The organism is Paludisphaera borealis (assembly GCF_001956985.1).
GTDB lineage: Bacteria > Planctomycetota > Planctomycetia > Isosphaerales > Isosphaeraceae > Paludisphaera > Paludisphaera borealis.
In genome coordinates this window covers 3,868,693-3,894,496 of record NZ_CP019082.1, presented here as the reverse complement: position 1 = coordinate 3,894,496, position 25,804 = coordinate 3,868,693, and the positions used below count along the sequence as shown (strand labels likewise).

The window sequence follows — 25,804 nt, the reverse complement described above, 5'->3', positions numbered from 1 at the left end:
TCATTATATGTCGAAAGTCAATGCAAACGACTCCAACACGTTCGCCGGCCTCCGCGTGGCCGCCTTCGAGGCGCGGATGGCGGGGCCGTTGGCGGGCCTGATCCGCAAGCAGGGAGGCCAGCCGGTCGAGGCGCCGGCGCTCCGTGAAGTCCCGCTGGGGGGCAACCCGGTGATCGATGATTTCACCGACCGCCTGCTCGCCGGCGGCTTCGACGTGGTCGTGTTCGAGACCGGCGTCGGCGTCCGCTATCTCGCCGGGGCGATCGAGTCGCGGATCAGCCGCGACGCCTGGCTGGCCGCCCTGGCCGGCGTGCAGGTGGTCGCCCGAGGGCCCAAGCCGGCCTCGGCGTTGCGCGAGCTGAAGGTCCGCATCGACCTCCAAGTTCCCGAGCCCAACACCTGGCGCGAGACCCTCGCCGTCCTCGACGCCCACCTGCCGGTCGAGGGCAAGCGGGTGGTTGTCCAGGAATACGGCCAGCCGAGCGTCGAGCTGATGGACGGGCTCCAACAGCGCGGGGCGATCGTCACGTCGCTGCCGGTCTATCGTTGGGCCCTGCCGGAAGATCTCGGACCGGTTCGTCGGGCGATCGCCGAGATCTGCGACGGCGCGATCGGGGCCGTGCTGTTCACGTCGGCCCAGCAGGTCGTGCACGTGCTCCAGGTCGCGGCCGACGACGGGCGCGAAGCCGACCTCCGCTCGGCGCTGGCTTCGCGCGCCGTGGTCGGCTCGATCGGCCCGACCACGTCGGAATGCCTTCGAGCCCACGGTTTGCCGGTCGACGTCGAGCCCGAGCATCCCAAGATGGGCCCCCTGGTCGCGGCCGTCGCCGCCGGCTGGCGTGGGGTCGGCAAGGCCGCGGAGTCGCGGCCGAGCGAATAAACGCGAAACGAGACGCCTCCGATGTCAGAACTCATGGCCGCGCGCATTCAGATGGAGACGTCGCTGGCGTTCCATATCGTCTTCGCCGTCATCGGGATCGCCCTGCCCTTCATGATGGTGATCGCCGAGGCGCTCTGGCTCCGCACGGGCGAGCCGGTTTATCGGCTGCTGGCGAGGCGGTGGGCGAAGGGCTCGGCGATCCTGTTCGCGGTGGGCGCCGTCTCGGGCACGGTCCTGTCGTTCGAGCTGGGCCTGCTCTGGCCCCGGTTCATGGCCTTCGCCGGATCGATCATCGGGCTGCCGTTCGCACTCGAGGGGTTCGCGTTCTTCACCGAGGCGATCTTCCTGGGGATTTACCTCTACGGCTGGGACCGCATCCCGCCGCTCGCGCATTGGTTCGCGGGGGTGATGGTGGCGGCGAGCGGGGCGGCTTCGGCGATTTTCGTGGTGATGACCAACGCCTGGATGAACACGCCCGTGGGCTTCCGGGTCGTGGACGGCCGTCCTGTGGACGTCGACCCGATCGCCGCGATGATGAGCCCCGCCGCCCTGGCGGAGACGCTCCACATGACGATCGCGGCGTACGCGGCCGCCGGGTTCGCGGTCGCCGGTGTCCACGCCTTCCTGCTGCGGCGCGACCGTTCGAACCTGTTCCATCGCCGCGCGCTGGCGATCGCCCTGGCCGTCGGGGGCGTGGCGGCGATCATTCAACCCGCGACCGGCCATTACGCGGCCGAAGTCGTGGCGCGGACCCAGCCGGTGAAGCTGGCGGCGATGGAGGGGCAGTTCCGCACCGAGCGGCGGGCGCCGCTGCGGATCGGCGGGTTTCCCGACCCGGCGGCCGGCGAGACGCGGTACGCCCTGGAGATCCCCGCGGGCCTGAGCATCCTGGCCTACGGCCGTCCCGACGCCGAGGTCTTGGGCCTCAACGACTTCGCGCCCGAGGATCGCCCGAACGTCCGGGTCGTCCACGTCGCGTTCCAGGTCATGGTCGGCTGCGGCATGGCGATGATGGCGGTCGCCCTCTGGGCCGGTTGGTCGGCCTGGCGGCGGCGGGCGGTCCCTGACAGCGACGGCTTCCTCCGGGTCGTGGTCGCGGCGAGCCCGCTGGGCATGCTCGCCGTCGAGGCCGGCTGGGTCGTCACCGAGGTCGGCCGCCAGCCCTGGGTCATCCAGGGGGTGATGCGCACGGCCGACTCCGTCACCGACGTTCGCGGGCTCTGGGTCTCGCTGCTGACCTATTCGGCCCTGTACATCATGCTCGGCGGGATCGTGGTGATGCTCATGCTTCAGCTTTTCCGGGCGAGTCCGGAAGTGCGCGAGGCCGGCGGAAAGGTCGGGGGTGGGAAATGAGCGACGCGGCCCTCGCGACGATCGTCGCCGTGGCGATGCTGGTCTCGCTGATCGTCTACGCGCTGCTTGGCGGGGCCGACTACGGCGCGGGGGTCTGGTATCTGCTCGCCACCGGCCGGCGGAAAGAAGCCCAGCGCGAGCTGATCGACCGGGCGATCGGCCCGGTCTGGGAGGCCAACCACGTCTGGCTGATCCTGGTCGTCGTGCTCCTGTTCTCGGCCTTCCCCGCCGCGTACGCCGCCGTGACGTCCACGATGCACCTACCCCTCTCGTTGATGCTGATCGGGATCGTCCTGCGGGGCTCGGCGTTCACGTTCCGCCACTACGACGCCTCCGCGCCGCGCCGCCGGCGCTGGGGCCGGGCGTTCGCAGCCCCCAGCGTGGCGACCCCGGTGCTGCTCGGGATCGTGATCGGCGCCCTGGCGGCGGGCGAGGCGGCACCCCGCCCCGGCGAGGTCGTCGACCTGCTCGCGCCCCGTTGGCTGGGGACTTTCCCGCTGACCGTGGGCCTGTTCGCCTTGGCGATCTTCGCCTACTTGGCGGCCGTCTACCTGATCCTGGAGACGGACGACCCCGAGCTTCGCGACGACTTCCGCCGCCGGGCGCTGGCCTCGGCGGTCGTCGTGGGCGCCCTGGCCTGGCTGGTCTACCTGCTGGCCCGGACGCAGGCCCCGCTCGTCTTCAGCCAGCTCGACGCCTCCCCGTGGGGCCGTCCCGTCCGCATCGCCACCGGGGCCTGCGCGATCCTCGCCCTGCTGGCTCTGACGACGCGCCGGTACCACGTCGCGCGCGGGGCCGCGATGGTTCAGACGGCCCTGATCCTCTGGGGATGCGGGCTGGCTCTTTACCCCTACCTCGTCCCGCCCGAGCTGACGATCTACAACGCCGCCGCCTCGCGGCGGACCCTCATCTTGCTGCTCTCCGCCCTGGCCGCCGGCGCCTTCGTCCTCATCCCCTCGCTCGTCTACCTGTTCCGGATCTTCAAGGCTCACACCTTCACGACGACCGACTGACGACCGCCTTCGCATGCACGTCTGAGATCGATCAGGCGGGGGTGATCCGCTCGGCCGACGTTCGAACGACTCGCCGTATAGCGTTCCGAAACCATTGCATCCACAATGGAGCTGATCCTGCGGTCGCTTGCCTTGCAGACCTCCGACCCCGACCGAAGAGGGCTCGATATGTTACGGCGACGACGAATCGGCATCCTGACGGTGATGATCGTGGCGCTGGCGCCGGCGGTTGCCCGCTCCTCGGGCGGAGACGAGCCGCCGGGGCCGCGAGGCGACGTGACCATCAAGGGCAACGTGCTTTGTAATCGGGCCACGGACCTCAAGCCGTGGGCCTGGGACCCCGGAGACGGCGATCACACGCCCATCGTCTACGCCCTGGAGGGCACTCCCGCGATCGCCGAGCGGCTCCAAGAGATCATGAAGGAATATCCGGACCGAGGCCTGGGCGTCGAGGACGCGCTGAAGATTCAGGATGAATTCGGAAAGCACCTGAAGTACTACATCTCGCCCGGCCGGCTCGCGGAGAAGATCCACAAGGACGTCGAGGCCGGCTCGCAACTGCTGGCCCTCACCGGGTCGATCCATGAGTCAGGCGGGAAGAAGTGGATCACCCTCACCCGGTATGAGCCGGCCGAGGTCGCCTTCCCGGCGAAGATGCGCGCCGCCGATCGCCCCTTCGCCCCGCGTGGCGGTGAACCGCTCGTCCTCAAGACGCGCGGCGGCCTGACGTTGAACTGCTTCCTCCTGCCCGCCGGCCGGTTCCTCCAGGGCTCCCCGTTCTATCAACGGCGCTATCAGGACGAATACCCCCACGAGGTGGTCTTGACCCGGCCCTTCTACATGTCGGAGATTCCCGTCACCCAGGAGATCTTCGAGGCCGTGATGGGCAAGAACCCGTCGCTCAGCAAGGGCGCGCGGCTCCCGGTCGAGGGCGCGGCCTTCGCGGACATCCTCGAATTCTGCCGTCTCCTGTCGCGGGAGAACGGCGTGTCGGTCCGGCTGCCGACCGACGCCGAGTGGGAATACGCGGCCCGGGTCGGCACGTCCAACCCCTGCCTGACCGAGAAGTACAAGGACCAGCTCAGCGAGACGGGGAGCAAGCCCGACTCCACGCCGGTCCGGAGCAAGCAGCCCAACGCCTGGGGCCTGTACGACATGCTTTGCGGCGGCTGGCACGTCACCGGCGACTACAAGTCCGACAACGTCCGGACGAAGCAAGTGGACCCGAAAGGGCCGGCCGCGAACGACCCGCAAGTCCATCGAGACGCCACCGGGCTTTTGCACAAGACCCGAGGCGGGCCGCATTACGACCACAGGCGGCCGAACATCCACGGCGCCGCGACCCAGAACGGGACGATCTGGGAAGGAGGCTCCCCGATCTTCCGGATCGTCGTCGAGGCCGGGCCGAGCAAGAGTGATCAGCGGAAACCATCATGACGCCGTGGGGACCCCCAGCCTCATGAAAATGGGGGCTTTTCGCATGGCGTCACGACCGGGGCCGGTAGGGGCGCCCCTTGTGGGCGCCCGGTTCGTTCTACGTCGACGGCTCACGCTCGGCGATCGGGCACCCACAAGGGGCGCCCTACGGCAAACCACGGACCGGAATTTTCAGGGAAGCCCGAAGCGCCAGCGAGTGAATGTCCGAACGACCGTTGGAATCGATTCACTCGCTGGCGCTTCGGGCTTCCTTCCATTTCGCTCCCCGATCGGTTCCACGGGCTATTTTCAGAGGAAGCGGGACGCGTGTCGCGATGTGGCGGGCTGTTTCGATTGAAAGGAAGCCGTGCCGCGCCGACGAGCAGCAAGACCGAAGCCGTTCACCGATCAAAGGCCGATGGAACCTTTCTCATGCACCGAAAACGATACGCCTTCCGCCCTGATGCAAGCCTTCTCGAATCGAAGCTCTTGCTGAGCCTTACGGCGACGCCGGGCGTCGGCGTGGGCAATCCGGCGGAGGTCTCCACCCTCCTTGCCGCGAAGGGCCAGCATCAGCAGACGAACACCCTCCAGGGACGGTATTCCGCGGGGCAGGACATGCGCGCGGCGGACGCCCCCCTGGATGTCAAACTGACCGGCACGGGCCAGGTCAAGGACCTGGGCCGCACCCAGTTGTCGGGCTCGCTCCAGCTCGGCGGGTTCCGGATGCCCGGCAACGACGTCACCGGCACGGTGAAATTGTCCAACGCGAGAGGGACGGTCACTTTACAGTTGAACGGTCTGGGCGGGAACGGCCAGGTGCCCGGCGCAACCCTCAACCTGTCGGCCTCCGTCGTGAGCGGCACCGGCGCCTATAAGAACTTTCGCCGCATCGGAACCGCGACGGTGATCTTCGGCCCGGACACCGTCCAGGCCAAGTCGACCGGTGCCAACAGCGCGATTGGCGGGACGCTGACGATCAAGCTGAACCTCAATCCGCCGGTGCGTTGACGATCGCCCGACCACCTGAACGCCCTCGCCCGCAGCGTCGCTCAAGTTCGCCGGGCGAGGGCGACGGCGCTCCGTCTCAGACCCCGGCTATACTTCGGAATTCCGGCCCACCTCTGTATTGGATCGAAGAAATTCACCACGGGGGACACGGAGAAAACGAGGGGGAGAACTCAATTCCATGGATCTGCGCTCGAATCCTCTCCCCTTCCGCTCCGCGTCCTCCGTGGTGACAAGTCGGATCGAGGAAATTCACCACGGGGGACACGGAGAAAACGAGGGGGGGAACTCAATTCCATGGATCTGCGCTCGAATCCTCTCCCCTTCCGCTCCGCGTCCTCCGTGGTGACAAGTCGGATCGAAGAAATTCACCACGGGGGACACGGAGAAAACGAGGGGGGGAACTCAATTCCATGGATCTGCGCTCGAATCCTCTCCCCTTCCGCTCCGCGTCCTCCGTGGTGACAAGTCGGATCGAAGAAATTCACCACGGGGGACACGGAGAAAACGAGGGGGGGAACTCAATTCCATGGATCTGCGCTCGAATCCTCTCCCCTTCCGCTCCGCGTCCTCCGTGGTGAGTTCATGAATTTCTTCGACCCCGCGTTTCGACTCCATACTGCGAGTTGGCGCGCGATTCGTTCGCGATGCTCACGTAGGGGCGCCCCTTGTGGGTGCCCGATCCGGATCGGCAGCCACGGCGATCTCCGCGATTCGGGCGCCCACAAGGGGCGCCCCTACGGCGATACGGTTTTCCGGCCACGCTGGGTGTGCGCAACTCATAGGTGAATTGCGTTCGTGGACGGACCCCTATGGGTGATTCCGTCGAACGTCCGAGGCCCGCACGGCCGCTTTTCAGACCAGGCGTCGCATGTCGTATATTTAGAATGGAGAACTAGCGGGTTGTAGGGTCTTTGGCAATTTGGCGGCAGGTGCGCAAGCCGGGCGGAGAGATTCCTTGGTCGCCTTGGGAATCGTCGAAAAGCGCGCGAACGGACCCAATCCTCCGGTCGGCGAATGGCGAGGACGGCGCGGGTGAAGTCGGGAGCGGACGCGGGGCCTCGACCACCGGGATTGTGGGCGAACGAAGCCAATTCCTAGGCTCGTTGGTTCGATGCAAGGCATTGATTTGAATCATGTTGTGTCTCATGTTCTGGGTGGTTCTCGAGGAGTCCGGCGCGAACGAACCGAAATCGCCGCGGGGCGGTTTCACTCCCGATGTGGGGGGCTCGGGAAGGGCGGCGGGACGAGAGAGGGCCGTTCTCCGCGCGAACGGACCCAATCCGCGCGGGGAGAGGATCGGGAGCCGAGAGCGAGGCGTCGGGGCGTTTTCCGCGCGAACGGACCCAATTGGGGCCCGGACCCGGAACCCACGTCGGCGGTCGTGTGAGAGCGGAAGGTGAGGCGGTTTTCCGCGCGAACGGAGCCAATTGCGATGGGGCGTGCAAAACGCTTCAGATCAACATGTTGCGACGCACGACCGGGGGCCTGAGGGATCCAAACGAACCCAATTTCGCGCGCTGGGGCGACGGCCGGGACAGTTTGCGCTTGACCTGCTTTGATCCGATTGTATGGTGTACGCCTGATACCTTTGCCGAGGAGGGCGGTCGCCCAAACGGACCACGACGACAGCCAGGTCCAAGCCTTGACGAGAAGGAGCGCGGAATGAGCGGGGTGCGAGTACTGGTCGGCACGCGCAAGGGCGCGTTCGTTTTGACGTCGGACGGCAAGCGCGAGAAGTGGGATGTCAGCGGTCCTCATTTTGCGGGCTGGGAGGTTTACCACCTCAAGGGCTCGCCTCTCGATCCGAACCGGCTGTACGCGTCGCAGTCGAGCGGTTGGTTCGGTCAGATGATCCAGCGCTCGGACGACGGCGGCGCGTCGTGGGAGCCGGTGGGCAATGGGTTCGCCTACGACGGCGTCCCCGGCACGCACCAGTGGTACGACGGCACGCAGCACCCCTGGGAATTCAAGCGGATCTGGCATCTCGAACCGTCGCGGACCGACCCCGACCTCGTCTACGCCGGCGCGGAGGACGCCGCCCTGTTCCGGTCGACGGACGGCGGGGCGAGCTGGCACGAACTCCCCGGCCTGCGCGAGCATGAGTCGGGCCCGTCGTGGCAGCCGGGCGCGGGGGGGATGTGCCTGCACACGATCCTCCTGGACCCGACCAACCCCGATCGGATCTTCATCGCCATCTCGGCCGCCGGGGCGTTCCGGACCGACGACGGCGGCAAGTCGTGGCGGCCGATCAACCGCGGCCTCAAGTCGCAGGGCATCCCGAATCCGAACGCCGAGGTCGGCCACTGCGTCCACCGGATTGCGATGCATCCGTCGCGTCCAGACGTGTTGTTCATGCAGAAGCACTGGGACGTGATGCGCAGCGACGACGCCGGCGACTCGTGGCGCGAGGTCAGCGGCAACCTGCCGACCGACTTCGGGTTTCCGATCGACGTCCACGCACATGAGCCCGAGACGATCTACGTCGTGCCGATCAAGAGCGACTCCGAGCACTTCCCGCTCGACGGCAAGCTCCGCGTCTACCGGAGCCGGACCGGCGGGAACGAATGGGAGCCGCTCACGAAGGGCCTGCCGCAGAGCGACTGCTACGTGAACGTCCTGCGGAACGCCATGGCCGTCGACTCGCTCGACCCGTGCGGCGTCTACTTCGGCACCACCGGCGGGCAGGTCTACGCGTCGGCCGATTCCGGCGACGGCTGGGCGCCGATCGTCCGCGACCTCCCGGCCGTCCTCTCCGTGGAGGTCCAGGCGCTGTCATGATCCGCGTGGTGCTGCCGACCCATCTGCGGACGCTTGCGCGAGTCGCCGGCGAGGTGGTGCTGGACGTCGAGGGGCCGGCCACGCAAGGCTCGGTCCTCGACGCGCTCGAAGCCGTCCACCCGGTCCTGCGCGGGACGATCCGCGATCACGTTACGCATCGGCGTCGTCCATTCGTGAGGTTCTTCGCATGCGAGGAGGACCTGTCCCACGAGCCGCCCGACGCCCCCCTGCCCCAGGCCGTTGCGTCCGGGGCCGAGCCGTTCCTGGTCGTCGGCGCCATGGCCGGCGGTTAGCCGTCCTCGCAGGCCCTGGCTCGGTCAAGCAGCAGCGCCCGCTCGCGGGCGTTGCGGGTGAGCCCGGCCGCTCGCTCGAACTCCGGGCGGGCTTCGGCGAAGCGGCCGAGCTTGGCGAGGAAGTCGCCGCGGACGGTCGGCAGCAGGTGGTAGTCCCGGAGCGACGGCTCCGAGGCCAGGGCGTCGACGAGATCGAGGCCGGCCCGCGGCCCGAAGGCCATCGCGACCGCCACGGCCCGGTTCAGCTCGACGACGGGCGACGGCGTCAGTCGGGCCAGATCCGCGTAGAGGCCCGCGATCCTGGCCCAGTCGGTGTCCTCGGCGACGAGGGCCCGGGCGTGGCAGGCGGCGATCGACGCCTGGAGCGCGTAGGGGCCGAGATCGCCGAGCCCCTCGGCCCGCGCGAGGGCGTCGAGGCCGCGACGGATCAGGAGCTGATCCCAGCGGGCGCGGTTCTGGTCGAGCAGCAGGATCGGCTCGCCCGACGGTCCCACCCGGGCCCTCGACCGCGACGCCTGGATCTCCATGAGCGCGACCAGGCCGTGGACCTCGGGCTCGTCTGGGACCAGCCCGGCGAGGATGCGACCGAGCCGCAGGGCCTCCTCGCAGAGCGCCGGCCGCATCCAGTCGTCGCCGGCCGTCGCCGTGTAGCCCTCGTTGAAGACGAGGTAGACGGCCTCGAGAACCGACGCCAGGCGGTCGGCCAGCTCGGCGCCCCGGGGGACCTCGAAGGGGACCCCCTTGTCGGCGAGGGTCCGCTTGGCCCGGACGATCCGCTGGGCGATCGTCGGCTCCGAGACGAGGAACGCCCGCGCGATCTCGTCGGTCGTCAGACCCCCGAGCAGGCGGAGCGTGAGGGCCAGCCGCGCCTCGGTCGAGAGGACCGGGTGGCAGGCCGTGAAGATCAGCCGCAGCAGGTCGTCGCCGACGTCGTCGTCGAGGGCCGCGTCGAGATCCGCGACGGCGTCATCGGGTTGGGACGTCAGACTTCGGCCGATTTCTTCATGTTTGCGTTCGAGCAGCTTGTTCCGCCGCACATGGTCGATCGCCCGGTGCTTCGCCGCGGCCATGAGCCAGGCGCCCGGGTTGTTCGGGACGCCCGACTCGGGCCATTGCTGGAGCGCGGCGACGAGGGCGTCGTGCGCCAGGTCCTCGGCGACGCCGACGTCGCGGACGATCCGCGCCAGGCCGGCGATGAGCCGGGCCGATTCGATCCTCCAGACCGCGTCGATCGTGCGATGGATGTCGGAAGCCGTCATGGCGGACCATTCTACCGGCTTCCGCCCCCTCGCTCGACCCGAGGCTCACCGCAATCACCGCTTCGTCTCCTCGGGCGAGAAGTCCGACGCCTCGAACAGCGGGCGCAGCTCGCATTCGCCTTCGCCCAGCACTTCGAGGAACCGCGTGGTCCACTTGACCGCTTCGTCCATCGTCTTGACCTGGAACAGCGCGTAGGAGGCGATCAGCTCCTTCGACTCGGTGAACGGCCCGTCGGTCACGGTGACCTTGCCGTCCGAAAGCCGGACGCGCTTCCCCTTCGAGGTCGGCGTGAGCCCGTCTGTCGAGAGCATCACGCCGGCCTTGGTGATCTCCTCGACGAACGTCCCCATCCGCTGCATCATCTCCATGCTCGGAGGAGCGCCCGCTTCGGAGTGTTTGTCGGCCTTGAGCAGTCCCATGATTCGCATCGTCGCATTACCTATTAATGATTGGATGTTGGTTGTGAGCCACGAGGATTCCGAGTCGATCTCGCTACGAGTTCTGCTGGGCCGCCTTGGCGCGAATGCGGTCCTCTTGCTCGCGCAGCTCGGGGGTGAACTCGTCGCCGAAGTCCGACGCCTCGAACACCTGGCGGATCTCGATCTCGGACTCCTCGCCGGTGGGGTTCGGACAGCGCCTGACCCACTCGATCGCCTCTTCCTTCGACTTCACGTTCCACATCCAGAAGCCGGCGATCAGCTCCTTGGTCTCGGTGAACGGGCCGTCGATCACGGTCGTCTTGTCGCCCGAGAACTTGACGCGGGCGCCTTTCGAACTCGGGTGGAGCCCATCGCCCGCGAGCATCACGCCGGCGTTCACCAGCTCTTCGTTGAACTTGCCCATCTCGGTCAGGAGCTGCTCGCTCGGCATGACGCCCGCTTCCGTGTCCTTGTTGGCCTTGATGATCACCATGAATCGCATCGTATCGTCTCCGTTTCGGGATGTCAGAAAATGCTGATGGAATCGCCCGCGCCTGATCCTGTTACGCCCCCCCGCCCTGACCCGCCCGCGCCTGCATCTCGGGGAGTCCGGCCACGGCGTCTTGGAATTCGGCGGGGAAGTCCGAGAACTCCCGGACCTGGCGAACCTCGATCACTTCGTTGTCCGAGGCGGGGCAGCGCGAGGCCCATTCGACGGCTTCCTCCTTCGACTTCACCTGGATCATCCAGTAGCCGCCGACGACCTCCTTCGCCTCGCTGAACGGTCCGTCGGTCGCCTTGGGCTTGCCCCCGGCGAACGAGACCCGCGTCCCCATCGACGGCGGATGGAGGCCGTTGAGCGCCAGCAGAACGCCGGCCTTCTGGAGCGACTCGTTGTACTTCATCATCGTCGCGACCTTCTCGGCGGGCGGCATCGCGCCCGGCGCGGCCGACTCGTACCCCTTGGGAATCATCAGCATCATGAATCGCATCGTCGTGGCTCCTTCTCGTTTTCGCCCGGTTCGACCGGCTGCTCTACCATCACGTCGAACGAGGAGCGGCGAAATCGACAGCCTCCCCGGCGATTTCGGGGAGATTTTTCAACCGATTGATGTGCATGGACTTACGTTCGTGTCGCCGTCGCTACCACCTGACTGGCAGTTGGACGAGGCCTCGCGCTCCGATGCGTTTGGTGAACCGGATCTGGGAGCGGGGGACGGCGAGCTGGAGGTTCGGGAAGCGGGTGAACAGGCGCTGGAGGGCGATCTCGGTCTCGGCTCGCGCGAGCTTTGCGCCGAGGCAGGCATGGATGCCCGCGCCGAAGGCGACGTGGCGGTTGGGCTCGCGGTGGAGGTCGAGCTGGTCGGGGTTTTCGAAGCGGCTGGGATCGCTGTTGGCGGAGGCGAGGCAGGCGATGAGCATCTGGCCGCGGCGGATCGCCTGGCCCTGGAATTCGAGGTCCTCGCGGGCGTATCGCGGTTTCGTGACCTGGGCGAACGAGAGGTATCGGAGCAACTCTTGCACGGCGGTCTCGGCAAGGGACCAGTCGGCGGTCAGCTCGCGGAGTTGCTCCGGGTGGTCGAGGAGGATCAGCACACTGCCGGCGATCTGGTGGAGCGTCGTCTCGTGTCCCGCCAGCAGGAGCAGAAAGACCATCGCCAGCAACTCGTCTTCGGTGAGGCGGTCGCCGGCCTCTTCCGCCTGCATCAGGGCCGAGAGCAGGCCGTCGCGCGGGTGCTCGGTCTGCCGCTGGATCTCCTCGCGAAGGTAGCGCATCAGTTTGCTTATGCCTGGAAGTGCGAAGAGAATCCCCACCAACGAGCCGGCTTTGCTGATGCCCGAGGCCCATTGGGTGAACTTCGGCCGGTCTTCGGCGGGAAGGCCGAGCAACTCGCAGATCACCGCGAGCGGGAAGGGACGTGCGAACTCCGTAAGGAGATCAACGCCGCCGGGCGAGCGGGCGGCTTGCTCGGCGAGCCGATCGAGCGCCTCGTCGGCGAGCGCTTCGAGCCGGGGGCGGAGGGCGTCGACGTTCTGCCGCAGGAACGCCCGCTCGACGAGGCCGCGGAGCCGGCGGTGATCCGGCTCGTCGCGGATGAGCATGTGCGTGGTGATGGGTCGCAACGACCGCGGCAGCCATCGCATAAGGCCGGCCGCGAAACGGTTGCCGGCCGCGGCGGGATTCTGGATGAACCGATGGTGATCGCGCAAGAGGTCGTTCACCGCATCATAGGTCGTCGCCATCCAGACCGCGCCGATTATCGGCAGCCGAATGCGGATCAACGGCCCCTGCGCGCGCATCTTCGCGAGCGTCGGAAACGGATCTTGCTTGAACGCTTGCGAGCAGAGATCGAATCGAACGACGGACGGCTCCATCGGCTTCGGGTTTTCGATGCTCATCCATGCTCCTCCTGGGTCGGTCGTTCGCGGACGTGGGACCGAAAAGCCGACCGTCAGAGTAGCGTGAACCAGGAGGGGCGGAAAGCCGTGTCGACGGCGGCACTGAACCCGGTTTGCTCGTGCAATGCACACGGACAGACATCACGAAAGCTCGATGTAAACATCCTTTTTCCCCGGGCCGACGACCCGACACTTATTCCGGGCGCCGACAATTCGCGATGCTTGGCTCCGAAATACAAGCCCGACCGGCCGCGCGACTAGCGTGGTTTACTTTTGGGATGCAGACGGCAATGGGTGGTTGCGGCAGAATGCCACAGATGCGAGGGCCGCGGCGTCCGCTCTGTGGCGTCGCTTCGCTCCGTCACAGCCACCCAGAACTAGCGACCCCGTATGCAACTCAAATGCAAACCGCGACTATTTCGGCGCGGGGGCGGGCGACTGTTCGCTCGGCTCGGGGACCAGTTCGTATGTGCTTTCGAACAGGGGTTGCTGCACGAGCCAGGCGTCCTCGGCCGGCGTCTTGTACGGGTCGGTCACGTCATCCCGGACGACGTAGCCGCCGGCTGGAGAGTAGAGCGGGAGGTCGGGATCGTAGCCGGGACGGATGGTGAAGCCCTCGATCCCATCACCCTTCACCTGCGCCACCCAGTTTCGTGTCGCGGCCTTCGGTTTATAGCTCTGGTATTCGCGAGGTTCCTTGTCGAAGTCGAATTTCTTGGCCTTTTCGCCGGAGTGCTCGTACTTCGCCTCGATCTTCTCAAGGCTCTGGAACCAGGGCTCGCCAGCGACGCCGACGCAGAGCCACGCGCCTTCGCGTGCAACTTCCTTGACGTGATCGGCGGTCTCGAATTCCTTGCCAACCTCTTCCGGCGCAACCGGGCGGGCCCAGATCGGCTTGGTCTTGCGGGCCAGCCGCCAGGCCTTGTGCTCGGCGATCCAGCGGAGGGTCTCCTCGTGGGTGAGCTTCCGGCCCGCCGGCCGAGCCGGCTTCTTCGGTTCCTCGGAGCCCCGGGCGGCGTCGGCGCAGGGAAGGAAGAGCGTCGCGAGCAACAAGGCCGGCACGGACTTCAAGAGGCCGGACGCGCGGAACGTAGGTTGCATCATGGGACCACGAACTCCGGGTGCAAATGACTACGGCATGTCGTGCGGCGCACGGTTTTCGCCCCTACGGGCCGGGCGTCCAACGATCCGAATTATAGCCGAGGTAGACCATGCCAGTCACTTGCCCCCCCTCGACCGCCGCCCCGCCGCCGGCAAGAGCCAAGCCATTTTACGCAACTACCTCGAAACCCGGGCGGTCGGGGCCGGTCCAATCGGCGTCGGCGTCGTCCCGGTCGGCGGCGAGGCCGCGGGCTTGATCGACTTCCGATAGTCGGTGCTCCGCCTGAGATACCGCGGGTCGAAGTAGCGCAGATGCACGAAGGCCGCCGGCGAGCCGACGACGGCGATGCCGATGTTTTGCACCAGCTTGAGGAGGGGCTGCTTCGTGAGCCACCTCAGGACGCCGAGACAAATCAGCGCCAGGATCATCCCGCCGGCGATGATCGACTGATAGGAGGGATGAGCCCGAAGGACGTAGAACAGCGCGATCAGCGCGATCAAGGCCGAAGCCGGCACGAGCCAGCGCGCGACACCCGCTGCTTTCATCAACTTCGGATGCAAGTAGAAATACTTGAAGAACTGGTGCCGGCCGACGTCGAGGACCCGCGACAGGTCGTCGCGGTCGGCCTGGGAACCTGAGCCGGGGGCCGTCAGCAGGCCGCGGATCTGGAGGAATTCCCAGGACTCCTGATTCAAGTTCGTCTTCACCAGCTTCCCGACGCATTCGGGGAACACCTGGTTGGTCATGCAGTAGCCGCTCGTCATCAGGGCGAACGCCTCTGCTTCGCCGAAGGAATCGAGGTCGGTGCGGATCGCCGCCAGTTTCTCCTGGACGTCCTTGCGGATCTCGTAGCTCGTCGAGATCCGTCGCGGCGGGAGCGTCGAGGGATCGTTGCATCGCGCCCAGTCGACGGGATCGACGTCGAGATCCTTGCGCAGGTGGAGGAACATCAAGCCTCGGACCACGCGTGAGCGGAGCCGCGACTTCAGGTCACGGTACTGGGCCCCGCGCACCCGGGCCATCAGGAGGTCGTTGGACCGGCCGGCGACCCCCAGCGACGACGATTTCGGGTCGTTCTCGATCCCGACGTGTCCGCTGGCGTCGCTGACCAGCATGACGGTGCAGTCCTGCTCCAGCAGGCCCACGATCCCCTGGTTGTCGTGGACGCCGCCGTCGGCGAGCCTCACCGTCTTGCCCGGGTAGAGCCCGCTCAAGGCGATCGGCTCGAAGAGGACCGGCACGCAGGCCGACGCCGCCACCGCCCTGCCGAGCTGAAACTGCTTCAGCTCCTCGGTCGGGGCGGCGTTGTAGTAAAGCCGTCGCAGCCTGTTGTTGCCATCCACCTCGGGATCGACGGCCAGCGGGGATTCGCCCATGAACGAGGTCGTGAACTGCCAGTTGTGCCCCGTGTTGAGCGTCGTCGCGTTGAGGATCAGGATCGGGACCTTCGCCTCAAGGCGCCAGTTGTGGTACTTCGGCTGGAACGGCCCCCGGCATTCCTGCTTCCAATCTGGGGGCGTGATCGTCAGATCCTTCAGAACGCGCACCTTGTCGTCATCGATACGTGAGTAAAGATTCTCTTTGAAGAGTTCTCCCGTCCGCTCAGTGCGCGAGAGGTTGCGCCAGATCATCCGCAGGTTTTCGACGAGGCTCCCCGCCATGCGCATCCGGACGTTGGTCTGAACGCCCGCGAGGAACTCCCGCGCGATCCGCTCGACGATGTCGATGTAATCCTGACGGGTGACGTCCTTGGGGGCCTTCTTCTTGAAGAGCTGTCGGACTTCCAGGTAGTAGTAAGCCCCGATGATCGACCCGCCCGAGACGCACGAGAGGACCTCGATGTGACGGAGCACGTCCAGTTCGGCCAGGCGGGCGAGGACGCCGATGTGGAACAGCGACGCGCGGAACCCGCCCCCGGAAAGCGCCAGGCCGAACTTGCCGGCGAGGAGGATGGCGGCGGCTTTGGGATCGACGCCGAAGGCCTGGGAGAAAGCCTTCCGAGCCGCCTCGCTGGACGGGCCGTCCTCGGGGAGCAGATGGAGCAAGGACGCCAGTTGTCGGGCCGAGGCTTCGAACTCCCAGTCCTCCACGTGACTCGCCTCGCGGGCTTCCTCAAGCCGCTTGGCCGCCTGGTCGAATTGGCCCAGCCCGAACTCCGCCTCGGCGAGCGTCGCGGCGTACCACCATTGCTTCTTGGTCTTCTCGGCGGCGATCGGGGGCACGGTCGCGAGGATCTGCTCGCGGATCTCCCGGGCGCGTGTCCGTCGCTTCACGATGGATGGATCGTCCGGCCCGAGGTCGTCCTCCTCGAGCGAGGCGAGCAGGTCGAGGATGTAGGCGGCGTTGATGGCCGGGTAGCCGTTGGCCGTGGCGACCCCCGCGCGGCAGCCGCGCTCGTAATAGTGGAGCGATCGTTCCAGGTGGGCGCGCTGGGCGTCGAGCTTCCACATCGCCTTGTGCACGGCGCCCGCGATGCCGAGCGTCTCCGGGTCCACGGTCGTCTTCAGGCCCTCGACTCCGAGGATGCTCAACGCCTCGTCAAACCGCTCGCCCGGCGGCAGGTCGACGTCCTTATATGTGCAGAGCGCGTGCTGCTGCCTCGCCTTGAGTTCGAGGGACTGCAGGGCGGGATTCCCCCCCTGTTTGATCAGCTCGCGGGCTTCGGCCAGCAGCACCCGGGCCTGGCCGAAGGCGGTCTCGCCCTTGAGCGCCATCGCCAGCTCGATCCGGGCGGCGACCTGGGACGCGGGGCCCGGCTCGACGAGGAGCCCAATGGCCTCGGGCACCCGCGTCGCCTTGGGGGTCTCGTCGTCCAGATACGTGCACGCCGCCTCCTGGCGCAACAGCGACCTCCGCGTATCGGCGTCGGCTTTCGCTTCCGGGGTCTCCGCGGCTTCCGCGAAGAGGACCGCCGCCCGGCCGTACCTCCTTGATGCTTTCTCTCGCCTCGCCTCGGCGACGATCTTTTCCAGGGTCCGATCGGGGGGCATAATATGCTTGTCTCCGCGCTGCAAGGCTCGTTCTTATCTCACGTCAGGTCACGTCGGCGGCCAGGTCCAGCGCCTGTTCGAGCGGCACCGCCCACTCCAGTGATTCACCGCGCTTCTCGCGGGTCTTGCGGATCAGGCGGAGGTTTCCGGCGGTCGTCTCCCCCTCCCAAAGCTCCCTCATCCGGGCCAGGGCGTTGCTGGCCGCTTCCTCGGCGGCGGTCTGGTCCTTGGCGAGCACCGCGAGTTCGAGGAGGGTGGCGTAATCCCAGTAGTCCGGCTTGCCGACGGCGATCCGTCGCTCGACCGCATAGACGACGATCGGGACCAGCTTTTGCCGCCGCGGGTCCGGGGGCTCCTTCAACTCCATCAGCGTGACCGCGTTGATTCCGGGATACGCGTCTCGCCAGTCGGCCTCGAAGCCCTGGAGGTAAGTCTCGACGGCCTGATTCAGCAGGCCGACGGCTTTGATCCTATTGCCCGACTCGACGGCCGCCTTCCATCGATCCTTGTACACCCGACCCAGGATGCCGTAGGTCTCGCTGCTCGGGCCGCGTTTCTCGATAAGGTTCTTTAGTACGACCTCGGCCTCGGCTCCCCGGCCCAGGCGGTTGAGCGCCAGCCCGAGCTGTTCTTGAACCATGACGGTCTCGGCGAGCGGCCGGGGCATCCGACCGGCCAGATCCACCATGGGCTGCCAGGCGCTGACCGCCCGGTAGGAGAGGAAGAGGTCGATCACCACGGCGGAGCCCGTGTCGGCGAGCGGACCGAGGGATGCTTCCACGCTCCGGAGCGCGTCCAGCCCCTGCCCACGGGCGGCGGCGATCCCGGCCTTCCGCTCCTCGGAGGATCGGACCTGCTCCCGGAAGACGTCGGTCTTGGTGTGGGCGAGGCCAGGGTAGTCGTCGAGCAGCTCGTACAGCGGGCTGTCCTTGAGCGGCACGTCGGCCGCGGCCCGGCGCGCGGCCGCCAGCCGGTCGACCAGGGCAGCGCGCGCCGTCGGCAGGTCGTCGGCTTCGACCTTGCCCTCGGCGGACAACCGATACGGGATGGCCCGCAAGGGGGCGACGTCGAACGGAAGTCGGCCCCCCTCGGCGAACAGCAGGACGGTGCTCCACGGCCGCGCGGCGTGCCGGACTCCCAACTCGTAGAACACGTTGGCGTTGGCCGTGGTCAGGTCGGCGACCGCGTATTCGCACAGGACCAGCCGCTCGAACATGGGCTTGTGGATGATCCCGCCGGTCATCTCCGCGTCCGCCCGCAGGACGTCGAGGCCGGCTTCCGTCACCGCTGGGACGATCAGTTCGCGATAAACCGCGTCGAAGTCGACGATCCGGCCGGTGGCGTCCGGCTTCTTGCCGAACGGCATCAGAATGAAACACAAGGGTTGGTTCGCCATGATCGAACTCCGTGGGGACTGCGGAGAAGCAGAAGGGGCGAGGGATCGATCGGCCATTTCCGTCACGTGTTTCCGAAGTTGCGAAGCCGGTCCGAAAAGCACTCCGGAGATCGTATCCTAATGGTCGGCCGACTTGTAGCGGCGGCCGGCGAGCCCCTCAATCGGGGACTCAAGCACTCGGGCCGACTGAAGCGGCGACCCGGACCGAGGCGACCGATTGAGATCGCAATAGACGGGTGATTTGCGAGGGCGATTGGGCGACAAGAGGGACGCCTTGGCCCTCGCTCCTGCCGCCGGTCGTCGACCTTCATGAAGCGGTTGCACGGCCGGCCGCCGTGGCGGAAGTAGAACCGGGCCGTCTTTTTCTTCGAATTGTCGCCGTAGGACGTCCTCGCGCGACTTCGTCCGGTGGTGTTTGACCGCGCACCCCGACCCGAGATCAACACGAAGCTCAGTCTGTTTCCGAGCGGAAGGGGAAATGAAAAAAGGACTCACGCCTCTCGACGTAAGTCCTTTTGCAGCAGTGCCGAAGAGAGGACTTGAACCTCCACCCGCCGTTAAGCGGACTAGGACCTGAACCTAGCGCGTCTGCCAATTCCGCCACTTCGGCTGCATGCTTCTACTATGAAAACTTGGAGCATGAACGTCAAGAGAATCAGGGCGATAAGACGGAGGAATTCCGTGGGCGACGCGGTTAGAGGCCGCGGGACGGGGTTGGGACGAGGGAGGCGCGGAACTTGTTCCAGTCGACGCCGAGCTTGCGCATGCGGGAGCGGAGGGTGTGAGGGTTGACGCCGAGGCGGGCGGCGGCGCCGGCGGGGCCTTCGATGCGGCCGCCGCACTGGCTGAGGGCCAGCTCGATGTGGCGGGCCGCGGCCTGGTCGAGCGTCGGCAACGGGCCGTCGGAGACCGGGGACGCGGCGTCGAGCTTCGGCGGGGCGGACGACTGCGCGAGCCCACGCGCGGGCAGGCCGAGCGCCCGGGCGACGTCGAGGCCCGTGCCGCTCCCCAGGATGGCCGCCCGCTCGATCACGGCGGCCAGCTCGCGGACGTTGCCCGGCCAGGAGTACTGGACTAGGAGCCCGACGTCGTCGGCCGTCGGCAGGAGCTGCGGAACGCCCAGCCGCCCGGCGGCGCGGATCGCGAAGTGGGCCGCCAGCGCCGAAATGTCCGACAGCCGCTCGCGCAACGGCGGCAGATGGATCGGGAAGACCGCCAGGCGATACCAGAGGTCTTGCCGGAACCGGCCGTCGACGGTCATTGCCTGGAGGTCGCGGTGGGTCGCGGCGATGATCCGGACGTCGACGTGTCGCGCCTTCTCCCCCCCCACGCGCTCGAACTGGCCGTCCTGAAGAATCCGGAGGAGCCGCACCTGGGCCGCCGGCGGCAGTTCGCCGCACTCGTCGAGGAACAACGTGCCGCCGTCGGCCCGCTCGAACCACCCCTTGCGCTCGCCGACCGCCCCGGTGAAGCTGCCGCGCTCGTGGCCGAACAGCTCGGAATCGACCAGCTCCGACGGGATCGCGCCGCAGTTGACGCGGAGGAACGGGCCGGTCGACCGCCGCGACCGGGTGTGGATCGCCCGGGCGACGACCTCCTTGCCCGAGCCGGTCTCTCCCAGGATCAGCACCGGGGCGTCGGAGAGGCTGACCATGTCGATCTGCTCCATGACCTCCTTCAGGCCGGTCTCGGCGCCGATGATCGAGCCGCTGATGTCGTTCCGGTCCAGCCGCGACCGCAGCGAGCGGTTCTCGGCCTCGACCGCCTCGCGGAGCATGACCAGCTCGCGGAGGCGGTTGTCGTTCTCGACCGCGACGGTCAAGGGGTCGATCAGGGCGCGCACCAGCGCCTCATGCCTGGGCTCGAAGACCCTGGGCGGGTCGGCCGCGAGGATCAGGACCGCCGGCTCCCCTTCCGCCGCATTCAAGGGGGCGGCCAGGAGATGGCCCGTGGCCTTCTCGGGCGCCAACCCCGGGAACCGCTTGCGGAAGGCCCGATCGTCGCCCATGGCCGGCTCGCCGAGTCGCCCCCACTCCAGCAGCCGCTCCAGGTCGCTCGCCGCGACGACCGTCTTGGCGTCGCCGAGGGGCGCGGGACGGCCTCCACGGGCCGACTCCACGACCGTCGTCTCCAGAAAGCCGCCGGCCGCGTCGATCGCCCGGATCATCAGCTCGCCCAGGGGGAGCCGCTCGACCAGGAGCGACATCATCCGGGCCAACGACTCGTCGAGCGCCGTATGCCGCGAGACCTCGCGCCAGACGTCCAGAAGCAAAGGGTCGAAGCTCGTCATGGCGTCCCACTCTACCAGGATATATCCTGGGAAACCAGGAAATATCACGGTCTCGTCCGTGATATTTCACGGCCTGCGAAGTCGGGGCGTCCACCCGCCCTCTCCATCACCCCTGAATTCTTACTTTTCTACCTTCAATAGTCAGGTTTCCAAAAAGTTGAGCCGCTCCGGAGGCTGTTGGCATACCGCTTGCAATACCCCAGGTTCGTTCATGAGTTTTCCTACCTGAAAGGTTTGGTCCGGGCGTCGCGACCGAGTCGATGCACGGAGCAGCCTGACGGTACGAAGCCGCGACGTCACCGTTTCGCCCCGCTTTCCCGCTCGTTGTACTTGCCACGAGGCCGTGAGGCGAGAGGTTTTCGGCCGAGCATCGATCGCGACCGTTACGGTTGCGGCTTCGGTCGGGGGCGAGACCTGGACGGGGCGCTGGTGAGCCGAGACCGTCCCGACGATTGGGGACGAGGTCTTGGCGCGGTCGATGGGGCGCCGCGGCGGAACGGGGATGGGAACGGCGTCGCGAGCGGTGGACGACGAGCACGGATTTCTCGGATTGATGGGCAGGATCACATAGAGATGAACAAGGCGATCGAAAGCATGAAGGTTTCGGGATCGAGGGCCGTGACGGGTCGAGGCCGTCGAGCGGCCGAGTGGGTCGGCCGGATGGCCGTGCTGGCGGTGGTCGCCGCGTTCGCGGGATGTTCCGAGGGCTCGGGGTCGAAGGTTCCGGTCTTCCCCGTGAAGGGGAGCGTCAAGTTCGAGGGCGAGCCGGCCGCCGGCGCGTTCGTGGTCTTCCATCCCACGGCGCCGGCCAAATCGGGTGAGGAGACGCCGCGGTCCACGGCCCAGGTCCAGCCCGACGGCACGTTCGAGCTGACGACGTTCAGCCAGGCCGACGGTGCCCCGGCCGGCGACTACGCGGTCACGATCCGGTGGACCAAGCTGATCAAGCAAGGCAACGACACGGCTGCCGGCCCTAACGTGATTCCGCCGATCTACGACAAGCCCGAGACCACCCCCTGGAAGGTCACGGTCAAGGACGCTCCCAACCAGCTCGATCCGTACACGATCACCAAGAAGTAAGTGACCGCCGACGAGGTCGGCCCCTTCTCTTTCCCCAGACATGGTTCGTTTCGACGACTGCTCCCAGACACAGACTTTCTTTATTCGTATTCGACGAGGAGTTCCGGAATGATTCGTTTGCGTCGCCGTCCGGCGGGTTTCACGCTGATCGAGTTGTTGGTTGTGATCGCGATCATCGCGGTATTGATCGCCCTGTTGCTGCCGGCGGTGCAGTCGGCCCGCGAGGCGGCCCGCCGCGTCCAGTGCGTCAACAACATCAAGCAGCTCGGCATCGCGGTCCATAATTTCCACGACGTCAACGGCCAGATGCCCAGCAGCGTCCGTCCCGCCGGCCTGACGACCCTGCCCCGTATCGCCGGGCTTCTGACCATGCTCAACTACATGGAGCAGGCGCAGATCTATAACGCGGTGAACATCGGCATCACCTGGGGCGACCCGGCCAACACCACGGCCGTCCAGACGCGGATCGCCACGCTCATCTGCCCGTCGAGCCCGGCCGACCCGAGCCGGCTCGACGGCATCCCCGAGGTTGAGCCTTACTCGCCGACGTGGGCCCCGAACGTCGCGGCGATCACCGATTACTCGCCGATCGTCGGCATTGATTCGCGGCTGAGCGCCTTCGGCGTGTTTCCGGTGGGGACCACCCCGCCGCTGACGTTGATCGTCAAGAACGTGAAGACGACGCTGGCCACCGCCACCGACGGCCTCTCGAACACGATCGTCTTCGTCGAGTCGGCCGGCCGGCCGTTCGTCTACCGCAAGGGGGGCAAGCAGTTCGGGGCCGTCCCCGACCATCGGCTGAACTCGGGCGGCTGGAGCCGGCCCGCCAGCGACGTCACCCTCAACGGTTCGACGGCCGACGGCTCGTACTTCCCCGGCCCCGTGGTGATCAACGCGGCCAACGGCGAAGACGTCTACGGCCAGCCGTTCCCGCACCCGTACTACGGCACCGAGGGGACCGGCGGCATCTTCGCCTTCCATCCCGGCGGGGCGAACGTCCTCCTCGGCGACGGCTCGGTCCGGTTCGTCAAGGAGAGCGTGGCTCTGCAGACCTTCGCCGCCCTGGTGACCCGCTCCGGCGGCGAGGTGATCTCCGCCGACCAGTACTGAAATCGAGGTCGAGTCGACCGGGTCGTGCTGACTTGAGTCGACGAGACCGACAACCCGGCGAAACCGCCAGCCAGGTCCCGAGCGTCGCGCGACGTATTCGGGCCTGGCCTTTCCCGTTTCAACGCTTCGACTGATTCCGAGGATTTTTTCCATGAGCCGCGCCTGGCCGTTCCGCTTCTCTTTGTTTCTGTCGCTCCCGGTCTCGCTTGCGATCACCGGCTGTCAGTCCTCGACCGCGCCGAACACCGACGGGCTGAAGATCGGCGCGTACTCGGTGGTCCGCGAGGTCCTCCACGACGGCGTCCTGCCGGCGTTCAAGGCGAAGTGGAAGGCCAAGACGGGCCGCGACGTCGCGTTCGAGGAGTCGTACAACGCCTCGGGCGCCCAGGCGCGGTCGATCTCCTCGGGCTTCGACGCCGACGTCGCGGTCCTCTCGCACTCGGGCGACATGGAGCTGCTGGTCAAGGCCGGCAAGGTCAAGCCCGACTGGAACGCCGGAGAATATAAGGGAATCCTCACCAACAGCCTGGTCGTGATCGGGCATCGCGAGGGCAACCCCAAGTCGATCCACGACTGGAGCGACCTGGCCAAGTCGGGCGTCGGCGTCCTCTACCCCGACCCCAAGACCTCCGGCGGCGCTCGGTGGAACATCAACGCCATCTACGGCGCGGCGCTGCTCGAAGCCCGCGACAAGAACAAGGAGGCTCCAAACCTCGCCCCGGTCCGCGAGATCATGGCCGCCATCCAGGCCAACGTCGTGAACATGGACCAGTCGGGCCGTCAGAGCATGGCCAACTTCTCCGAGCGGAAGACGGGCGACGCGGTGGTCACCTACGAGAACGAGCTGCTCCTGCGGGCCAAGGAAGGGGACGCGATCCCCTACGTCGTGCCCCCCGCGACCCTCTTGATCGAGAGCCCCGTGGCGGTCGTCGACGAGTCGACGGCCAAGCACGGCAACAAGGAGCTGGTGGCGGCGTTCATCGAATTCTTGTACTCGACCGAGGGGCAGACGATCTTCGCCGAGTATGGCTTCCGGCCGGTGAACAAGGAGGCCGCCGCAGCGATCTCCGCGCGTCCCGCGCCGGCCCGGCTGTTCACGACGGCCGACCTCGGCGGCTGGGCGAAGCTCGAAGAGGAGCTGTACTCGACCAAGGGCCTGTGGACGACGATCGCGGCCGAACGCGCCCAGAATCGGGGGAAATGACGACATGGCGATCGGTGCGAGAACTCTCCAACGACACCGGCCGTCGCAGGGCCTGACCCTCCGCGCGACGAGCCTGTTCTACCTCGGCGTGATGGTCGTCCTGCCGATGCTGGCGATGACCATCCAGGCCGTGCAGCCGGGGCCTCGGGCGTTCTGGGAGGCGATCTCCGAGCCCTACGCCTGGCACGCGCTGAAGCTTACGTTCGTCACCGCGCTCATCATGGTGGCGGTGAACGTGGTGACCGGCACGGCCACGGCCTGGGTGCTCGTCCGCTACCAATTCCCGGGGCGGAGCCTGGTCAACGCCTTGATCGACCTGCCGTTCGCCGTGCCCACGGTCGTCACCGGCGTGATGCTCGTGGCGTTTTACGGGCCGTCGAGCGTGGTCGGCGCGGTCATCGGCAAGGCCGGCTGGAAGATCATTTACGACCAGCCGGGGATCATCCTGGCCCTCTTGTTCGTGACCTATCCGTTCGTGATCCGCAGCGTCCAGCCGGTCTTGATCGAGCTGGACCGGGCCGAGGAGGAGGCCGCCGCCACACTCGGCGCGCGGCCGTGGACGACCTTCGTCCGCGTCACGTTGCCGACGCTCTGGCCGTCGATCCTCACCGGCGCGGGGCTGTCGTTCAGCCGGGCGCTCGGCGAGTTCGGCAGCGTGGTCATGGTCGCCGGCAACCAGCCGCTCTTGACCAAGACGGCCCCGATCTACGTCTTCGGCGAGATCGAGAGCGGCAACCGCTCCGGCGCGCTGGCCGTCTCGGCGGTGCTTCTGGCTTCCTCGCTCTTGATCCTCGTCGGTCTCAACGCGCTTCAGCGTCGGGGAGGCGTCCACGATGGCAACTGACGTCGAATGGACGGCGACCCCGTCGGCCGCGAATCTTCCCCATCCCGCGCGCGACCGCGACGCGGGGTCGCCCTGGGGCCGCCGGCTCCTGATCGCGGCCGTCCTGATCTGGTTCGCGATGTTGATCCTGATCCCCGGCCTGGCGCTGGTGAGGAAGGCCCTGGACGGTGGGCTGCGCCCGATGATCGACGCGCTCTCCCAGCCCGAGGTGCACCGGGCGTTCGCGATGTCTCTGGGGATCACGGCGATCGCCACGATCATCAACACGATTTTCGGCGTCGCCCTGGCGCTGGTCTTGGTCCGCCAGAAGTTCTGGGGCCGGGCGCTGGTCGACGGCATGGTCGACATGCCGTTCGCGATCTCGCCGATCGTCGCCGGGCTGATGCTGGTCGTGCTCTACGGTCCCGACAGCCTGGCGGGCCGCTGGCTCGAAGGCCACGGAGTGAAGGTGATCTACGCGCTGCCGGGGATGATCCTGGCGACCATGTTCGTCACGGTGCCGTTCGTGGTCCGCGAGCTGGTTCCGGTCTTGCGCGAACTGGGCGAGGAGTATGAGCAGGCGGCGCACACGCTGGGGGCGGGCCGCTGGCGGACGTTCTGGAGCGTGACGCTGCCGTCGATCCGCTGGGGCGTCGCCTACGGCGTCACGCTGACCGTGGCGCGGTCGCTGGGCGAGTTCGGCGCGGTCCTGGTCGTCTCGGGCAACGTCATCGGCCGCACCCAGACGGCCACGCTCTACATCTCGGAAGGAATCGAGAGCTTCCACCCGCAGGGGGCCTACGCCGCCAGCCTGGTCCTCGCCGCGGTCTCGTTTTTCTTGCTCGTGGGGATGGAACTTTTTCGCGTATTCCTCGAAAAAGGTAGGGAGGACGAATCGTGAGCGCCGGAGTTGGAACGCCAGCGTGGTTTCCGCCGAGGTCCGTCGGCCAGTTCAGCGCGAATGGAAAGGCGACGTCGCAGCCGCA

Annotated in this window: 21 protein-coding genes and 1 tRNA gene; 12 read left to right on the top strand and 10 right to left on the bottom strand. The window is 67.1% G+C overall.

All coding sequences use genetic code 11. The features are described 5' to 3' along the window. Window positions 1-7: 7 nt before the first annotated feature. The 7 genes from BSF38_RS15155 to BSF38_RS15125 all read left to right on the top strand — a co-directional run bounded on the left by BSF38_RS15155 (window position 8) and on the right by BSF38_RS15125 (window position 8,744). On the top strand, window positions 8-880 hold the full coding sequence (locus BSF38_RS15155; protein WP_076346950.1) for a uroporphyrinogen-III synthase: 873 nt from the start codon (window positions 8-10) through the stop codon (window positions 878-880). 21 nt (window positions 881-901) lie between these two features. Next, entirely contained in the window at window positions 902-2,233 is a 1,332-nt protein-coding gene (locus BSF38_RS15150) for a cytochrome ubiquinol oxidase subunit I (protein WP_076346948.1), read from the top strand. Further along, window positions 2,230-3,246 carry a cytochrome d ubiquinol oxidase subunit II gene (locus tag BSF38_RS15145; protein WP_076346946.1) on the top strand — a complete coding sequence of 339 codons (1,017 nt, stop codon included), beginning with the start codon at window positions 2,230-2,232 and terminating at the stop codon, window positions 3,244-3,246. Before BSF38_RS15150 ends, BSF38_RS15145 begins: the two co-directional genes overlap by 4 nt. 168 nt (window positions 3,247-3,414) lie before the next feature. Further along, window positions 3,415-4,683 (top strand): formylglycine-generating enzyme family protein, encoded by a 1,269-nt coding sequence (locus BSF38_RS15140; protein ID WP_168189383.1) that lies wholly within the window; start codon window positions 3,415-3,417, stop codon window positions 4,681-4,683. A gap of 411 nt (window positions 4,684-5,094) precedes the next feature. Further along, the gene (locus BSF38_RS15135) at window positions 5,095-5,673 is read left to right on the top strand and encodes a hypothetical protein (RefSeq protein WP_076346942.1); all 579 of its coding nucleotides are present in this window, start codon (window positions 5,095-5,097) and stop codon (window positions 5,671-5,673) included. Between the two features lie 1,662 nt (window positions 5,674-7,335). Then, complete coding sequence (locus BSF38_RS15130; RefSeq protein WP_076346940.1) at window positions 7,336-8,451, top strand: WD40/YVTN/BNR-like repeat-containing protein; 1,116 nt, start codon at window positions 7,336-7,338, stop codon at window positions 8,449-8,451. Then, window positions 8,448-8,744 (top strand): MoaD/ThiS family protein, encoded by a 297-nt coding sequence (locus BSF38_RS15125; protein WP_076346938.1) that lies wholly within the window; start codon window positions 8,448-8,450, stop codon window positions 8,742-8,744. The genes BSF38_RS15130 and BSF38_RS15125 overlap by 4 nt, the downstream gene beginning before the upstream one ends. On the opposite strand, the gene BSF38_RS15120 is transcribed toward BSF38_RS15125, so the two are convergent. From BSF38_RS15120 to BSF38_RS15075, 10 genes are all read right to left on the bottom strand, one after another. Continuing rightward, on the bottom strand, window positions 8,741-10,003 hold the full coding sequence (locus tag BSF38_RS15120) for an RNA polymerase sigma factor (protein ID WP_076346936.1): 1,263 nt from the start codon (window positions 10,001-10,003) through the stop codon (window positions 8,741-8,743). The two genes, BSF38_RS15125 and BSF38_RS15120, sit on opposite strands and share 4 nt — an antisense overlap. 54 nt (window positions 10,004-10,057) lie before the next feature. Further along, complete coding sequence (locus tag BSF38_RS15115; RefSeq protein ID WP_168189382.1) at window positions 10,058-10,423, bottom strand: YciI family protein; 366 nt, start codon at window positions 10,421-10,423, stop codon at window positions 10,058-10,060. A gap of 73 nt (window positions 10,424-10,496) precedes the next feature. Further along, complete coding sequence (locus BSF38_RS15110; protein ID WP_076346932.1) at window positions 10,497-10,925, bottom strand: YciI family protein; 429 nt, start codon at window positions 10,923-10,925, stop codon at window positions 10,497-10,499. A 61-nt stretch (window positions 10,926-10,986) separates the two neighbouring features. Beyond that, complete coding sequence (locus BSF38_RS15105; RefSeq protein ID WP_076346930.1) at window positions 10,987-11,415, bottom strand: YciI family protein; 429 nt, start codon at window positions 11,413-11,415, stop codon at window positions 10,987-10,989. A gap of 151 nt (window positions 11,416-11,566) precedes the next feature. Further along, a complete protein-coding gene (locus tag BSF38_RS15100; RefSeq protein ID WP_076346928.1) occupies window positions 11,567-12,823 on the bottom strand; it encodes a cytochrome P450 family protein in 1,257 nt (418 codons plus the stop codon). 414 nt (window positions 12,824-13,237) lie between these two features. Continuing rightward, window positions 13,238-13,927, bottom strand: coding sequence for a hypothetical protein (locus tag BSF38_RS15095; protein WP_145952145.1), 690 nt, complete (start codon window positions 13,925-13,927; stop codon window positions 13,238-13,240). A gap of 174 nt (window positions 13,928-14,101) precedes the next feature. Next, on the bottom strand, window positions 14,102-16,915 hold the full coding sequence (locus BSF38_RS15090) for a patatin-like phospholipase family protein (protein WP_076346924.1): 2,814 nt from the start codon (window positions 16,913-16,915) through the stop codon (window positions 14,102-14,104). Window positions 16,916-16,958: 43 nt separating this feature from the next. Further along, window positions 16,959-18,311 carry a TRAFs-binding domain-containing protein gene (locus BSF38_RS15085; RefSeq protein WP_076346922.1) on the bottom strand — a complete coding sequence of 451 codons (1,353 nt, stop codon included), beginning with the start codon at window positions 18,309-18,311 and terminating at the stop codon, window positions 16,959-16,961. A gap of 524 nt (window positions 18,312-18,835) precedes the next feature. Continuing rightward, window positions 18,836-18,921 (bottom strand) — tRNA-Leu (locus tag BSF38_RS15080). An 84-nt stretch (window positions 18,922-19,005) separates the two neighbouring features. After that, on the bottom strand, window positions 19,006-20,601 hold the full coding sequence (locus BSF38_RS15075) for a sigma-54 interaction domain-containing protein (protein ID WP_076346920.1): 1,596 nt from the start codon (window positions 20,599-20,601) through the stop codon (window positions 19,006-19,008). A gap of 573 nt (window positions 20,602-21,174) precedes the next feature. Here BSF38_RS15075 and BSF38_RS15070 point away from each other — a divergent pair. From BSF38_RS15070 to BSF38_RS15050, 5 genes are all read left to right on the top strand, one after another. Further along, on the top strand, window positions 21,175-21,681 hold the full coding sequence (locus BSF38_RS15070) for a hypothetical protein (RefSeq protein WP_076346918.1): 507 nt from the start codon (window positions 21,175-21,177) through the stop codon (window positions 21,679-21,681). Window positions 21,682-21,789: 108 nt separating this feature from the next. Then, window positions 21,790-22,791 carry a DUF1559 domain-containing protein gene (locus BSF38_RS15065; protein WP_076346916.1) on the top strand — a complete coding sequence of 334 codons (1,002 nt, stop codon included), beginning with the start codon at window positions 21,790-21,792 and terminating at the stop codon, window positions 22,789-22,791. A 151-nt stretch (window positions 22,792-22,942) separates the two neighbouring features. Continuing rightward, on the top strand, window positions 22,943-23,995 hold the full coding sequence (locus BSF38_RS15060; RefSeq protein ID WP_076346914.1) for a sulfate ABC transporter substrate-binding protein: 1,053 nt from the start codon (window positions 22,943-22,945) through the stop codon (window positions 23,993-23,995). Between the two features lie 4 nt (window positions 23,996-23,999). Continuing rightward, window positions 24,000-24,839, top strand: coding sequence for a sulfate ABC transporter permease subunit CysT (cysT, locus tag BSF38_RS15055; protein WP_076346912.1), 840 nt, complete (start codon window positions 24,000-24,002; stop codon window positions 24,837-24,839). Further along, a complete protein-coding gene (locus tag BSF38_RS15050; RefSeq protein ID WP_076346910.1) occupies window positions 24,829-25,719 on the top strand; it encodes a sulfate ABC transporter permease in 891 nt (296 codons plus the stop codon). The genes cysT and BSF38_RS15050 overlap by 11 nt, the downstream gene beginning before the upstream one ends. Window positions 25,720-25,804: the final 85 nt, after the last annotated feature.